The following is a 14,744-nucleotide window of genomic DNA, read 5'->3' on the forward strand; positions in this document are numbered from 1 at the left end:
CGGGCGTCGATCAAAATTTTTGATACCGGGCACGTTCAACTGTAGGAGTGAGCCTGCTCGCGATAGGGGTGTATCAGACACATCAATGTCGACTGATACACCGCTATCGCGAGCAGGCTCACTCCTACAAGGTCCGGTGTTCTTTCTGTGATTTTTTTGAAGAGAAAAGGAGTGACACCATGCTGGTGATGCGCCCCGCGCAAATGGCTGATCTGGGCGAGGTACAGCGTCTGGCTGCGGACAGCCCGATTGGTGTCACTTCCTTGCCGGATGACGTGGAACGTCTGAGCGACAAGATCGCCGCGAGCGAAGCGTCGTTTGCCGCCGAAGTAAGCTTCAACGGTGAGGAAAGCTATTTCTTCGTCCTCGAAGATTCCGCTACCGGCAAGCTGGTCGGTTGCTCGGCCATCGTCGCCTCGGCCGGTTATTCGGAGCCGTTCTACAGCTTCCGCAACGAGACCTTCGTCCACGCCTCGCGCGAACTGAAGATCCATAACAAGATCCACGTGCTCTCGCAGTGCCACGACCTGACCGGCAACAGCTTGCTGACCAGTTTCTACGTGCAACGCGAACTGGTCGGATCGCCGTGGGCCGAGCTCAATTCCCGTGGTCGTCTGCTGTTCGTCGCCAGCCATCCGGAGCGTTTTGCCGATTCGGTGGTGACCGAGATTGTCGGTTACAGCGATGAAAACGGTGACTCGCCGTTCTGGGATGCCATCGGGCGCAACTTCTTCGACCTCAACTACGCCGAAGCCGAACGCCTGTGCGGGCTGAAAAGCCGCACGTTCCTCGCCGAGCTGATGCCGCATTACCCGATCTACGTGCCGTTGCTGCCGGACTCCGCGCAAGAAGCGATGGGCCAGGTGCACCCGCGGGCGCAGATCACCTTCGACATCCTGATGCGCGAAGGCTTCGAGACCGATCACTACATCGACATTTTCGACGGTGGACCGACCCTGCATGCGCGCGTTTCCGGGATCCGCTCGATCGCGCAGAGCCGCGTGGTACCGGTGAAGATCGGCGAGCCGGTCAAAGGCGCCGGGCGCCAGTATCTGGTGGCCAACGCGCAGTTGCAGGATTACCGCGCGGTGTTGCTCGAGCTGGATTACGCGCCGGGCAAACCGGTGACTCTGGATCTGGAAGCGGCCGAAGCCCTGGGCGTCGGTGAAGGTGCCAGCGTGCGCCTGGTGGCGGTTTAACGCCTTAGCGAGTTTCACGGGTGGCGCAAGCGGCCCGTTTGAGGAGATAGCATGATTGTTCGTCCCGTACGCAGCAGCGATTTACCCGCGCTGATCGATCTGGCCCGCAGCACCGGCACCGGCCTCACTACCTTGCCGGCCAACGAAGAACGTCTGGCCCACCGGGTCGGCTGGGCCGAAAAAACCTTTCGCGGCGAAGCCGGCCGTGGCGATGCGGACTACCTGTTCGTGCTCGAAGACGACAATGGCCGCGTGGTGGGGATTTCCGCCATCGCTGGCGCGGTCGGTCTGCGTGAGCCGTGGTACAACTTCCGCGTCGGCCTGACCGTCAGCGCCTCGCAGGAACTGAACATCTATCGCGAGATTCCGACGCTGTTCCTGGCCAACGACCTGACCGGCAATTCCGAGTTGTGCTCGCTGTTCCTGCACGCCGATTACCGCAGCGGTCTGAACGGCCGCATGCTGTCCAAGGCGCGCATGCTGTTCATCGCCGAGTTCCCGGAGCTGTTCGGCAACAAGATCATCGCCGAGATGCGCGGCGTGTCCGACGACGCCGGGCGCTCGCCGTTCTGGGAAAGCCTGGGCCGGCACTTCTTCAAGATGGAATTCAGCCAGGCCGATTACCTGACCGGTGTCGGCAACAAGGCATTCATTGCCGAACTGATGCCGAAATTCCCGCTGTACACCTGTTTCCTGTCGCCGGATGCGCGCAACGTGATCGGCCAGGTCCACCCGGACACCGAGCCGGCACTGGCGATGCTCAAGGGCGAAGGCTTCAGCTATCAGGGTTACGTCGATATCTTCGACGCCGGCCCGGCGATTGAATGCGAAACCGGCAAGATCCGCGCAGTGCGCGACAGTGAAGCGCTGGTGCTGGCCGTCGGCACGCCGGGCGACGACGCCACGCCATTCATCATCCATAACCGCAAACGCGAAGACTGCCGCATCACCGCGGCGCCAGCGCGTCTGGCCGCCGGCACGCTGGTGGTTGACCCGCAGACCGCCAAACGTCTTCAACTCAGCGCCGGCGATCAGGTTCGCGCCGTTGCGTTGTCCGCTGCACGGGAGTCGAAACAATGAATTCGCTATACATCGCAGGTGAGTGGCTGGCCGGTCAGGGCGAAGCCTTTCAATCGTTGAACCCGGTCACCCAGCAGGTATTGTGGTCGGGCGAGGGCGCTACCGCCGCTCAGGTCGAATCCGCCGTGCAGGCCGCACGTCAGGCATTTCCGGGCTGGGCGCGTCGTTCGCTGGACGAACGCATCATTGTGCTCGAAGCGTTTGCCGCCGCGCTGAAAAACCATTCTGACGAACTGGCCCGCACCATCGGTGAGGAAACCGGCAAACCGTTGTGGGAAGCTACGACCGAAGTCACCAGCATGGTCAACAAGATTGCCATCTCGGTGCAGAGCTACCGTGAGCGTACCGGCGAAAAGAGCGGCCCGCTGGGCGACGCCACCGCCGTGTTGCGCCACAAACCTCACGGCGTGGTCGCGGTGTTCGGCCCTTACAACTTCCCCGGCCACTTGCCCAACGGTCATATCGTGCCGGCACTGCTGGCCGGTAACAGCGTGCTGTTCAAGCCGAGCGAACTGACGCCGAAAGTCGCCGAGCTGACGGTCAAGTGCTGGATCGAAGCCGGCCTGCCAGCGGGCGTGCTGAACCTGCTGCAAGGCGCGCGGGAAACCGGCATTGCACTGGCGGCGAACCCGGGCATCGACGGTCTGTTCTTCACCGGTTCGAGCCGCACCGGCAACCATCTGCATCAGCAATTCGCTGGTCGCCCGGACAAGATCCTGGCGCTGGAAATGGGCGGCAACAATCCGCTGGTGGTCGACGAGGTTGCCGATCTCGATGCTGCGGTTTACACGATCATTCAGTCGGCGTTCATCTCCGCCGGCCAGCGTTGCACCTGCGCGCGCCGTTTGCTGGTGCCGCAAGGCGCGTGGGGCGACAGCCTGCTCAAGCGTCTGGTGGAAGTCAGTGCGACCATCGAAGTCGGCGCGTTCGATCAGCAGCCAGCGCCGTTCATGGGCTCGGTGGTTTCCCTTGGCGCGGCAAAAGCGCTGATGGATGCACAGGAGCATCTGCTTGCGAACGGCGCAGTGGCGCTGCTGGAAATGACTCAGCCGCAAGCGCAGTCGGCATTGCTGACGCCGGGCATTGTCGACGTGACCGCAGTCGCCGAGCGCCCCGACGAGGAACTGTTCGGTCCGTTGCTGCAAGTCATTCGCTACGTCGATTTCGAAGCTGCCATCGTCGAAGCCAACAATACCGCCTACGGTCTGGCTGCCGGCCTGTTGTCGGATTCCGAAGCGCGTTACCAGCAGTTCTGGCTGGAAAGCCGCGCCGGCATCGTCAACTGGAACAAACAACTGACCGGGGCCGCGAGCAGCGCGCCGTTCGGCGGGGTCGGCGCTTCGGGCAACCATCGCGCCAGCGCCTACTACGCCGCGGATTACTGCGCGTACCCGGTGGCGTCGCTGGAAACCCCGAGCCTGACTCTGCCAGCAGCCCTGACACCCGGCGTGAAAATGGCGTGATGCCAATCGCTGGCAAGCCAGCTCCCACAGAAGGCGAGTCGTCCACAGAATCTGTGAACATCACCAATCCTGTGGGAGCTGGCTTGCCAGCGATGGGTGCGACTCGGTCGTACTGAATAGTTACTGAAGCCTATAACAACAGATTCACGTGGAGCCTCGCTGATGAAATCCTACGAAGTCAATTTTGACGGTCTAGTGGGGCCGACCCATAACTACGGTGGTCTGTCCTACGGCAACGTTGCTTCTCAGAGCAACAGCCAGCAATCCTCGAGCCCCAAAGAAGCGGCGCTGCAAGGCCTGGCGAAAATGAAAGCGCTGATGGAAATGGGCTTCCAGCAGGGCGTATTGGCACCGCAGGAGCGTCCGGACGTGGCCGCACTGCGCCGCCTGGGTTTCAGCGGCACTGACGCGCAAGTGATCGAGCGCGCCGCTAAAGAAGCCATGCCGCTGCTGGTCGCCAGTTGCTCGGCATCGAGCATGTGGGTGGCCAACGCCGCCACGGTCAGCCCGAGCGCAGACACCGCTGACGGCCGCGTGCATTTCACTGCCGCCAACCTCAACTGCAAATACCACCGCAGCATTGAACACCCGACCACCAGTCGCGTGCTCGGGGCGATGTTCGCTAATCAGCAGCACTTCGCCCATCACTCGGCATTGCCGGCGGTTGCGCAATTCGGTGACGAAGGCGCAGCCAACCACACGCGTTTCTGCCGTGAATATGGCGAGGCGGGCGTCGAGTTCTTCGTGTTCGGCCGCAGTGCGTTCGACAATCGTTACCCGGCCCCGCAAAAGTACCCGGCGCGGCAGACCCTCGAAGCCTCGCAGGCCGTGGCGCGTCTGCACGGTCTGCGTGAAGACGGCGTGGTCTACGCCCAGCAGAATCCCAACGTGATCGATCAGGGCGTGTTCCATAACGACGTGATCGCTGTCGGCAACGGCGAAGTGCTGTTCTATCACGAGGACGCGTTCCTCGAGACCGAACAAATGCTCGCTGAGCTGGAAAGCAAACTGGCCAAGGTCGGTGGCAAGTTCCAGTCCGTGTGCGTGCCGCGTTCGGCGGTCACCGTGGATGACGCGGTGCGCTCGTACCTGTTCAACAGCCAGTTGCTGTCGCGCCCTGACGGTTCGATGCTGCTGATCGTGCCGCAGGAATGCCAGGCCAACGAACGCGTCTGGGCGTATCTGCAAAGTCTGACCAGTTCCGGCGGGCTGATCCGCGAAGTGAAAGTCTTCGATCTCAAGCAAAGCATGCAGAACGGCGGCGGCCCGGCGTGCCTGCGTCTGCGCGTGGCGCTGAATGAAACCGAACTGGCGGCGGTCAACCCAGGCGTTATCATGACGGCCCCGTTGTACGGTTCGTTGACCGCATGGGTTGAAAAGCACTACCGCGACCGCCTCAGCGAAAGCGACCTGGCGGATCCGCAATTGTTGCTTGAATGCCGGACGGCACTGGATGAACTGACGCAAATCCTTAAACTGGGCGCGGTTTATCCCTTCCAGATCAATTGAACGCCGGCGCGCCGCTTGAACGCGGTGCGCGGTGTGTCACCCCAAGAGAGTAAAAACATGAGCGATTCCCTGCAGCTGATCCTTGAAGACACCGACGGCACGCAACTGCAAACCTCGTGCACCCGCGTCGCGGTCATGTGGCAAGGCAAAGAGCTGTGGATCCAGCAGGACGGCCGCGGCCAGTTGCTGATCGGCGTTGACGTCGAGGAAGGTGACGAAGAATACGCCAACCTGCTGTTGCGCCCATTGGCGACTAATCTGGTAAGTCTGCAACTGGAAATGGAACCGGCTGACCTCGGCGCTGACGAGGATCACGTACACGGCCCGGATTGCAACCACGACCACTAAGGAAACCGCTCTATGCTCGCCCTCGGCAAACTGCTTGAACTGACCCTCGCCGGCCGCGAACCGGCGGAGAAGACTCAACTGACTGTCGAAGGCGTGCGCATGCGCTGGTTGAGCGAAGGGGCGCTGGAAGTCCGGCCCCCGGAAGCGCGCGACAATGGCCTGGACCTGCTGCTGTCGGCGGGTATCCACGGTAACGAAACCGCACCGATCGAGTTGCTCGACCGGTTGCTGCACGACATCGCTCGCGGCGATCTGAAGCCGCGCGCACGCATTCTGTTCCTGTTCGGTAATCCCGAGGCGATGCGCAAGGGCGAGCGCTTCATCGAGCAGGACGTCAATCGGCTGTTCAACGGCCGGCATGAACAAAGCAGTGGCAGCGAAGCGTTGCGCGCCTGTGAGCTGGAGCGTCTGGCGGCGACTTTCTTCAGCAAACCCGAGCGCCAGCGTTTGCACTACGACCTGCACACGGCGATTCGTGGCTCGAAGATCGAGCAATTTGCGCTGTATCCATGGAAAGAGGGGCGCCAGCATTCGCGTCTTGAATTGGCGCGCCTGCGCGCCGCCGGGATGGAAGCCGTGCTGCTGCAGAACAAGCCGTCGATCGTGTTCAGCTCCTATACCTATGACAAGCTTGATGCCGAGGCTTTCACCCTGGAGCTGGGCAAGGCGCGGCCGTTCGGGCAGAACGACGGCGTCAACGTGTCGCTGCTGGAAACTCGCTTGAAGCAGATCATCGAAGGCACCGAGCCGGAGATGGCGCAAGCGGGGCTGGACGGCCTGCAACTGTTCAGCGTCGCCCGGGAAATCATCAAGCACAGCGATGCGTTCCGCCTGAACCTGCCGGCCGACATCGAGAATTTTTCAGAGTTGGACATGGGGTATGTGCTGGCCGAAGATCTGGCCAATACCCGCTGGGTCATTGAAGAGCCGGGCGCGCGGATCATTTTCCCCAACCCGAAGGTCAAGAACGGCCTGCGCGCCGGCATCCTGATCGTCCCGACCACCGACGAAAACCTCGCCTAAGATTGCCGCCGACCCAATGTAGGAGTGAGCCTGCTCGCGATTGCAATATGTCAGCCACCACAGGTGTCACTGACAGTCCGCTATCGCGAGCAGGCTCACTCCTACAGTTTTTGCGTTTGTGTTTAAACCGCTACCGCATGCGGCTCGGTACGGCGCAGTGCGCGAATTTTGCGCAGCGTATCCGCACATGTCCGCGCCGCTTCCTGACCCTTGTGCACAAAGTGCTCGTAGAAAAACTTCTGATGCTCTTCGCCAGAGTGGAAGTGATGCGGCGTCAGTGACACCGAGAACACCGGCACTTCGGTTTCCAGTTGCACTTGCATCAGACCGCTGACCACCGATTGAGCGACGAACTCATGACGGTAGATGCCGCCGTCCACCACCAGAGCTGCAGCGACGATGCCGGCATAACGACCGGTCTTGGCCAGCAGTTTGGCGTGCAGAGGCATTTCAAAGGCACCGCCGACTTCGAAGAAATCGATGTCCGATTCCAGATAACCCTGGGCAAGCATTTCAACGACGAAGCCTTTGCGGCTCTGGTCGACGATTTCCTTGTGCCAGCAAGCCTGGATGAACGCGACGCGCTCGCCGTGCGGGTGTTTGTTTTTGCTGTCGATAGCGGTGGGTTGCATGTTCAGATTCCTGTTTGTGTGAAAAACAGGGCGTTATGAATCGAAAGGGATGCCAGGGTTCGCACACGCACGACAACACGCGGACGGCCCTGTGCTTTTGATCCCGTTCTCTCTTCATCCGGACTATGACCGTCGGCCCCGGAATCACACCGGGTCTGCTGACCTTGCCGTCGACCACCGCCATTGCCGTGTTCGCCGCCAAGCGCTCGCGGGCTATGCGCATTGCGCGCAATTACCGCCGGTGGGGAATTGCACCCCGCCCTGAGAACGTTTGTGCCGCCCCTTCGGGTGGCGCAGCGTTTTTATCACATATTTTCCAGCCGTGCACCGACCGTGCTGGAGCGAGCCTGCTCGATAGCGGTTCCACATTTATCACACATGCTGGCTGTTACTCCGCTTTCGCGAGCAGGCTCGCACACAGGGGATGGTGCTTTTTCAGCGAGACCGTGATTTTTCCTTCTTCAAGGCTTGATTAATCCGCGCCATGACCGCAGTAATCCCACTTCACAAAGGGATTTCCCCTGCTGACCAGAGGCCAGGTTCATGAGCGTTATCGATCTTCGCAGCGACACCGTCACCCAACCGACTCCCGCCATGCTCGACGCCATGCTGGCGGCGGACACCGGTGACGACGTGTACGGCGAAGACCCGACGGTCAACCGTCTGGAAGCCGAACTGGCCAGCCGCCTCGGTTTTGCAGCCGCGCTGTTCGTGCCGACCGGGACCATGAGCAACCTGCTCGGGTTGATGGCGCACTGCGAGCGCGGCGACGAATACATCGTCGGCCAGCAGGCGCACACCTACAAGTACGAGGGCGGTGGCGCGGCGGTGCTCGGTTCGATCCAGCCGCAGCCGCTGGAAGTGCAGGCCGACGGTTCGCTCGATCTGGAGCAGGTTGCGGCGGCGATCAAACCGGACGACTTTCACTTCGCCCGCACCCGCTTGCTGGCGCTGGAAAACACCATGCAGGGCAAGGTGCTGCCGCTGGAATATCTGGCCCGGGCGCGACGCTTCACTCAGCAGCACGGCCTGCAGTTGCACCTGGACGGCGCGCGCCTTTACAACGCGGCGGTCAAACTGGGTGTCGATGCGCGGGAAATCACCCAGTATTTCGATTCGGTCTCGGTGTGCCTGTCCAAAGGCCTCGGTGCACCGGTCGGCTCGGTGCTGTGCGGTTCTGAACAGCTGATCGGCAAGGCCCGACGCTTGCGCAAAATGGTCGGCGGCGGCATGCGTCAGGCAGGCGTGCTGGCAGCGGCGGGGCTTTACGCGCTCGATCACCACGTTGGGCGGCTGGCCGACGACCATGCCAACGCGCAGCTGCTGGCCGATGGTCTGCGCGAAGCCGGTTTCGTCGTCGAACCCGTGCAAACCAACATGGTTTATGTGCAAATGGGCGACAGGGCCGAGGCGCTCAAGGCCTTTGCGGCCGAGCGCGGGATCAAGCTCAGCGCTGCTGCACGTCTGCGCATGGTCACGCACATGGATGTCAGCCGCGCACAAATCGAGCAAGTGATCGCGACATTCGTCGAGTTTTCACGCAAGTGACAGCGTTAGCCGTCCAATTGACCGTTTCTATCGTATAAACACGCTGTACCCCGCGCGCAGGGCCGATATAATGCGGCCCTTTGCCGTCGCTTCGTCTCTGACGTTTCGAACAGGCCTTTGGCCGCAGCCTCCGTGGAAGAACCTAATGAAAAGCGCAGAAATCCGTGAAGCCTTCCTTCGCTTCTTCGAAGAGCAAGGCCACACCCGTGTAGCCTCCAGCTCTTTGATTCCGGGCAACGACCCAACCCTGCTGTTCACCAACGCGGGGATGAACCAGTTCAAGGACTGCTTCCTGGGCCAGGAAAAACGTGCCTACACCCGTGCGACCAGCAGCCAGAAGTGCGTGCGCGCCGGTGGCAAGAACAGTGACCTGGAAAACGTCGGTTATACCGCCCGTCACCACACGTTCTTCGAAATGCTCGGTAACTTCAGCTTCGGCGATTATTTCAAGCACGACGCGATCACCTTCGCCTGGACCTTCCTGACCGGCGTGCTGAAGCTGCCGAAGGAAAAACTATGGGTCACCGTCTACGCCACCGACGACGAAGCGTATGACATCTGGACGCAGAAAATCGGCGTGCCGGCCGAGCGCATGATCCGCATCGGCGACAACAAAGGCGCGCCGTACGCGTCCGACAACTTCTGGACCATGGGTGACACCGGCCCGTGCGGCCCGTGCACCGAGATTTTCTACGATCACGGCGAGCACATCTGGGGTGGCCCGCCGGGCTCGCCGGAAGAAGATGGCGACCGTTACATCGAAATCTGGAACAACGTGTTCATGCAGTTCAACCGCACCGCCGACGGCGTGTTGCATCCGTTGCCAGCGCCGTCGGTCGACACCGGCATGGGCCTGGAGCGGATCAGTGCGGTGATGCAGCACGTCAACTCCAACTACGACATCGACCTGTTCAAGAACCTGCTGAAGGCTTCGGCTGAAGCGATCGGTTGCGAGAACGGTGATCAGTCATCGCTGAAGGTCGTGTCCGACCACATCCGTTCGTGCGGCTTCCTGATTGCCGATGGCGTGCTGCCGTCCAACGAGGGCCGTGGCTACGTGCTGCGCCGGATCATTCGTCGCGCCTGCCGTCACGGCAACAAGCTCGGCGCCACCGGCAGCTTCTTCTACAAGATCGTCGCGGCGCTGGTGGCCGAGATGGGCGAAGCGTTCCCGGAACTGAAGAAGCAGCAGAGCAACATCGAACGCGTGCTCAAGGCTGAAGAAGAACAGTTCTCCAAGACGCTGGAGCACGGCCTGAAAATTCTCGAGCAGGATCTGGCCGAGCTCAAAGGCACCGTGGTGCCGGGCGACGTGGTGTTCAAGCTCTACGACACCTACGGTTTTCCGATGGACCTGACCGCTGACATCGCCCGCGAACGCGGCCTGACTGTCGATGAAGTCGGTTTCGAGCGTGAAATGGAAGCCCAGCGCGTGCGTGCGCGTTCCGCCAGCTCGTTCGGTCTGGACTACAACACGCTGGTCAAGGTTGACGTCGCCACCGAATTCACCGGTTACGCCGCCACCAGCGGTTCGGCGAAAATCGTGGCTATCTATAAGGACGGTCAGTCGGTCGACGTGCTGAGCGAAGGCGAAGAGGCGGTGATCGTCCTCAACCAGACGCCGTTCTACGCCGAGTCCGGTGGCCAGATTGGCGACTGCGGTTTCATTCAGGCCGGCAACAGCCGTTTCGACGTGCGCGACACTACCAAGACCGGCGGTGCGTTCCTGCATCATGGCGTGCTGGCGTCCGGCAGCCTGACCATCGGCGCGCCGGTGGAAACCCACGTCGACGCCGAAGTGCGTCATGCCACCGCGTTGAACCACTCGGCCACCCACTTGCTGCACGCGGCATTGCGTCAGGTGCTGGGTGAACACGTGCAGCAGAAAGGTTCGTTGGTCGACAGTCAGCGCCTGCGTTTCGACTTCAGCCACTTCGAAGCCATCAAGCCGGAACAGATCAAGCAACTGGAAGACATCGTCAACGCCGAGATCCGCAAGAACTCTGCGGTTGAAACCGAAGAAACCGACATCGAAACCGCGAAGAACAAAGGCGCGATGGCGCTGTTCGGCGAGAAGTACGGTGACAGTGTGCGCGTGCTGAGCATGGGCGGCGATTTCTCCGTCGAGCTGTGCGGCGGTATCCACGCCAACCGTACCGGCGACATCGGCCTGCTGAAGATCATCAGCGAAGGCGGTGTGGCTTCGGGCGTGCGTCGTATCGAAGCCGTCACCGGTGCCGCGGCGCTGGCGTACCTCAACGCTGCCGAAGAACAACTCAAGGAAGCGGCCAGCCTGGTCAAGGGCAGCCGTGACAATCTGATCGACAAGCTGTCGGCTGTGCTCGAGCGCAACCGCCTGCTGGAAAAGCAACTCGAGCAGTTGCAGGCCAAGGCGGCCAGTGCGGCGGGCGACGATCTGTCGGCCTCGGCAGTGGACGTCAAGGGCGTGAAGGTTCTGGCCGCACGTCTGGACGGTCAGGACGGCAAGGCGCTGCTGGCGCTGGTCGATCAGCTGAAAAACAAACTCGGCCGCGCAGTGATCCTGCTCGGCGGTGTCCATGAGGAAAAGGTCGTACTGGTTGCAGGCGTAACCAAGGACCTGACTGGCCAACTCAAAGCCGGTGATTTGATGAAGCAGGCTGCTGCGGCAGTGGGCGGGAAGGGCGGTGGTCGTCCGGACATGGCGCAGGGCGGCGGTGTCGATGCCGGGGCGCTGGATGGCGCACTGGCGCTGACCGTTCCATTCGTCGAGCAGGGTTTATAAGACGGTTCGCCCGGCCCGCAGTCTAGTGGCGCGCCGGGCGGCTGTTCGATTGATTATTGGGCGCCCTTCATGGGCAGAGGCGGCTTTGAAATGGCTTTGATCGTACAGAAATTTGGAGGCACCTCGGTCGGCACTGTCGAGAGAATCGAGCAGGTCGCCGACAAGGTTAAGAAATTCCGTGATGCTGGCGATGACCTGGTGGTCGTGTTGTCGGCAATGAGCGGCGAAACCAACCGTCTGATCGATCTGGCCAAGCAAATCAGTGGCGAGACGCAACCGGTTCCGCGTGAACTGGACGTGATCGTTTCCACCGGTGAGCAGGTGACGATTGCCCTGTTGGCCATGGCGCTGATCAAGCGCGGTGTGCCAGCGGTGTCGTACACCGGTAATCAGGTGCGGATCCTGACAGACAGTGCGCACAATAAAGCGCGTATCTTGCAGATTGATGATCAGAAGATTCGTGGCGATCTGAAAGCCGGCCGCGTGGTTGTGGTCGCGGGTTTCCAGGGCGTCGACGAGCACGGCAACATCACGACCTTGGGCCGTGGTGGCTCCGACACCACCGGCGTAGCCCTGGCGGCCGCGCTGAAGGCTGACGAGTGCCAGATCTACACCGACGTTGATGGCGTTTACACCACCGACCCGCGTGTTGTTCCGGTTGCACAGCGTCTGGACAAGATCACCTTCGAAGAGATGCTGGAAATGGCCAGCCTCGGTTCCAAGGTGTTGCAGATCCGTGCAGTCGAATTCGCTGGCAAGTACAACGTTCCGCTGCGCGTACTGCACAGCTTCAAGGAGGGTCCGGGCACCCTCATTACTATCGATGAAGAGGAAACCATGGAACAGCCGATCATTTCCGGCATCGCTTTCAACCGCGATGAAGCCAAGCTGACCATCCGTGGCGTGCCAGACACCCCGGGTGTGGCGTTCAAGATTCTCGGCCCGATCAGTGCCGCGAACATCGAAGTCGACATGATCGTGCAGAACGTCGCGCACGATAACACCACCGACTTCACCTTCACCGTGCACCGCAACGACTATCAGGCCGCACAGACCGTGCTGGAAAACACCGCTCGCGAGATCGGTGCCCGTGAAGTGGTGGGCGACACGAAGATTGCCAAGGTCTCGATCGTCGGCGTCGGCATGCGTTCCCACGCGGGCGTTGCCAGCCGGATGTTCGAATCGCTGGCCAAGGAAAGCATCAACATCCAGATGATCTCGACGTCGGAAATCAAGGTTTCCGTGGTGATCGAAGAGAAGTACCTGGAACTGGCTGTGCGCGCCCTGCACACGGCTTTCGAACTGGATGCTCCGGCCCGCCAGGGCGAGTAATCCGTTTCTTGAAGGGCGCGGTCTGACCGCGCCCTTTATTTTTGAATGGCGCGAGCCCTGAACTGTTCTTTTGCTCGTGCTGGTCAATACTCAGGCATGTAGGGCTACGATCGCTCCGGTTGTAGGTCGGGTGCCTTTTTTTTGCAGACTGTTGTCCCTGAAAGAATTGCGTGAGGAGAAAGGTATGCTGATTCTGACTCGTCGGTGCGCAGAAAGCCTGATTATCGGTGATGGCGAAATCACTGTGACCGTGCTTGGCGTTAAAGGAAACCAGGTGCGCATCGGCGTCAACGCGCCGAAAGAGGTTGCCGTGCACCGTGAGGAAATTTACCTGCGTATAAAGAAAGAGAAGGACGAAGAACCAAGCCATTAATTTTTATCGATTTTTATGTTTGCAAACGGGGAAAAGGTTGGTTAAGATACGCCCCGTGTTGCGGAGAGCTGGCCGAGTGGCCGAAGGCGCTCCCCTGCTAAGGGAGTACACCTCACAAGGGTGTCGGGGGTTCGAATCCCCCGTTCTCCGCCATTATTTGCTTAGTACGTTGTAATCTGGCTTTTTCGGTAAGTGATTGAATTTACTTGAAAAAGTGGTTGGAATAGAGATTAGACGGGCTATAATGCGGCGCAACAAATGCACTCGTAGCTCAGCTGGATAGAGTACTCGGCTACGAACCGAGCGGTCACAGGTTCGAATCCTGTCGAGTGCACCATTTAAGAGTTGATTGCAGTGATGCAGGTAACTCGGCTTCAACCAGATGTGAGCTGGTCTAAAAACACAAATGCACTCGTAGCTCAGCTGGATAGAGTACTCGGCTACGAACCGAGCGGTCACAGGTTCGAATCCTGTCGAGTGCACCATTTAAGAGTTAGTTGCAGCGATGCAGGTAACTTGGCTTCATCCAGTTGTGGTCTGGGCTAAAAACACAAATTGCACTCGTAGCTCAGCTGGATAGAGTACTCGGCTACGAACCGAGCGGTCACAGGTTCGAATCCTGTCGAGTGCACCATATACCAAAAAGCCCGCGTTTAACGCGGGCTTTTTGCTGTCCGGGATTTGGCTTTTGCCTTCACGCATCCTCTCTCGTCAAAATCGATCTGAGCACTGTGGTCTCGCTTGAGGTCGTAACTGTAGCGGGTGGTCGATGTTCTGATACTCACCTTGTCTGGTTTGCCCAGCGCGCTTTCGACGTCCTGTTGGCTCATGCCGGCGATGACGCGCCGATTGATGATCGCTTCTCGCCGCTGTCGGTTATCGATCAGATTTCCGCAGTTGTCTTCCGCATGACCAATCACGGCCGGTTCGCGCCTCATGGCCTTCAGTTCGGTCATGCGTTCGTGGTCGTGCTCGGGCATTACGGCAACCGATCCGGGCGAGTAGGGGTGTACTTCTTGTGTCGATCGCTGCTCTCCCTGCGCACAGCTCATTGAAGTGAACGTGACGCTGCCGTCGCTGGCCTCGCAACGATGAAGCGAAACAGGCGCTGCGCTGGATGGCAGGCAAAGCAGGCAGGCGGGTAGCAGAAAAACATAGGGGTTGAACAGCATTCGATGTCCTCCATGACGATCTGTCTTCAAGCGTAGCCGCTACATTTTCTGCTGCCGGTGTGTTTTCTTTTCAGAATGAGTCGTCGCATTTGCAGGGTTCAGGACGGCGCTCAGAATTGTTTCGCAAGCGCTTGTTTCGGCCGTGATTTTTTAACGTTTTAAACCGTCAAGCGGTGTATCATTGCGCCCGTCAGCCCCGCCGGGGCTTATGGAAAAATTCCATGGACTTACCCAGTAGTTACTCAGTACCCCGTTTCACCAATCATGAATTGACTGATTGATCCTTCCGGCGTGCCCCGCT

At 60.1% G+C, this 14,744-nt stretch carries 12 protein-coding genes, 4 tRNA genes and 1 riboswitch; of the genes, 14 read left to right on the forward strand and 2 right to left on the reverse strand.

What is annotated here, in order from left to right:
- Positions 1–179: 179 nt before the first annotated feature.
- From aruF to astE, 6 genes are all read left to right on the forward strand, one after another.
- A complete protein-coding gene (aruF, locus tag BLU24_RS08475; RefSeq protein ID WP_059404897.1) occupies positions 180–1,199 on the forward strand; it encodes an arginine/ornithine succinyltransferase subunit alpha in 1,020 nt (339 codons plus the stop codon).
- 51 nt (positions 1,200–1,250) lie between these two features.
- Positions 1,251–2,279, forward strand: coding sequence for an arginine N-succinyltransferase (gene astA, locus BLU24_RS08480; protein ID WP_093099208.1), 1,029 nt, complete (start codon positions 1,251–1,253; stop codon positions 2,277–2,279).
- Entirely contained in the window at positions 2,276–3,742 is a 1,467-nt protein-coding gene (gene astD, locus BLU24_RS08485; RefSeq protein WP_093099210.1) for a succinylglutamate-semialdehyde dehydrogenase, read from the forward strand. The genes astA and astD overlap by 4 nt, the downstream gene beginning before the upstream one ends.
- Before the next feature lie 162 nt (positions 3,743–3,904).
- Complete coding sequence (gene astB / locus BLU24_RS08490; RefSeq protein ID WP_093099212.1) at positions 3,905–5,251, forward strand: N-succinylarginine dihydrolase; 1,347 nt, start codon at positions 3,905–3,907, stop codon at positions 5,249–5,251.
- Positions 5,252–5,308: 57 nt separating this feature from the next.
- On the forward strand, positions 5,309–5,599 hold the full coding sequence (locus BLU24_RS08495) for a hypothetical protein (RefSeq protein WP_016773591.1): 291 nt from the start codon (positions 5,309–5,311) through the stop codon (positions 5,597–5,599).
- Positions 5,600–5,611: 12 nt separating this feature from the next.
- Entirely contained in the window at positions 5,612–6,622 is a 1,011-nt protein-coding gene (astE, locus tag BLU24_RS08500; RefSeq protein ID WP_093099214.1) for a succinylglutamate desuccinylase, read from the forward strand.
- Positions 6,623–6,744: 122 nt separating this feature from the next.
- Here the strand turns inward: astE and BLU24_RS08505 are convergent, their stop codons facing one another.
- Positions 6,745–7,254, reverse strand: coding sequence for a 6,7-dimethyl-8-ribityllumazine synthase (locus BLU24_RS08505; protein ID WP_093099216.1), 510 nt, complete (start codon positions 7,252–7,254; stop codon positions 6,745–6,747).
- A 101-nt stretch (positions 7,255–7,355) separates the two neighbouring features.
- Positions 7,356–7,527: riboswitch (FMN riboswitch) on the reverse strand.
- 270 nt (positions 7,528–7,797) lie between these two features.
- Between BLU24_RS08505 and ltaE the strand changes: the two genes are divergently transcribed.
- The 8 genes from ltaE (at position 7,798) to BLU24_RS08545 (ending at position 13,905) form a co-directional block, all read left to right on the forward strand.
- On the forward strand, positions 7,798–8,802 hold the full coding sequence (gene ltaE / locus BLU24_RS08510) for a low-specificity L-threonine aldolase (protein WP_093099218.1): 1,005 nt from the start codon (positions 7,798–7,800) through the stop codon (positions 8,800–8,802).
- A gap of 145 nt (positions 8,803–8,947) precedes the next feature.
- The gene (gene alaS, locus BLU24_RS08515) at positions 8,948–11,566 is read left to right on the forward strand and encodes an alanine--tRNA ligase (protein ID WP_093099220.1); all 2,619 of its coding nucleotides are present in this window, start codon (positions 8,948–8,950) and stop codon (positions 11,564–11,566) included.
- 90 nt (positions 11,567–11,656) lie between these two features.
- Entirely contained in the window at positions 11,657–12,898 is a 1,242-nt protein-coding gene (locus BLU24_RS08520; protein ID WP_093099222.1) for an aspartate kinase, read from the forward strand.
- Between the two features lie 184 nt (positions 12,899–13,082).
- On the forward strand, positions 13,083–13,271 hold the full coding sequence (gene csrA / locus BLU24_RS08525; RefSeq protein WP_002554426.1) for a carbon storage regulator CsrA: 189 nt from the start codon (positions 13,083–13,085) through the stop codon (positions 13,269–13,271).
- 62 nt (positions 13,272–13,333) lie between these two features.
- A tRNA-Ser gene (locus BLU24_RS08530) sits at positions 13,334–13,424 on the forward strand.
- A 107-nt stretch (positions 13,425–13,531) separates the two neighbouring features.
- Positions 13,532–13,608, forward strand: a tRNA-Arg gene (locus BLU24_RS08535).
- Between the two features lie 71 nt (positions 13,609–13,679).
- A tRNA-Arg gene (locus tag BLU24_RS08540) sits at positions 13,680–13,756 on the forward strand.
- A 72-nt stretch (positions 13,757–13,828) separates the two neighbouring features.
- Positions 13,829–13,905, forward strand: a tRNA-Arg gene (locus BLU24_RS08545).
- Positions 13,906–13,924: 19 nt separating this feature from the next.
- Here BLU24_RS08545 and BLU24_RS08550 read toward each other — a convergent pair.
- On the reverse strand, positions 13,925–14,443 hold the full coding sequence (locus BLU24_RS08550) for a cell envelope protein SmpA (protein ID WP_093099224.1): 519 nt from the start codon (positions 14,441–14,443) through the stop codon (positions 13,925–13,927).
- Positions 14,444–14,744: the final 301 nt, after the last annotated feature.

Origin of the sequence: Pseudomonas sp. Z003-0.4C(8344-21) (genome assembly GCF_900104975.1) — a bacterium.
GTDB classification, from domain to species: Bacteria; Pseudomonadota; Gammaproteobacteria; order Pseudomonadales; family Pseudomonadaceae; genus Aquipseudomonas; species Aquipseudomonas granadensis.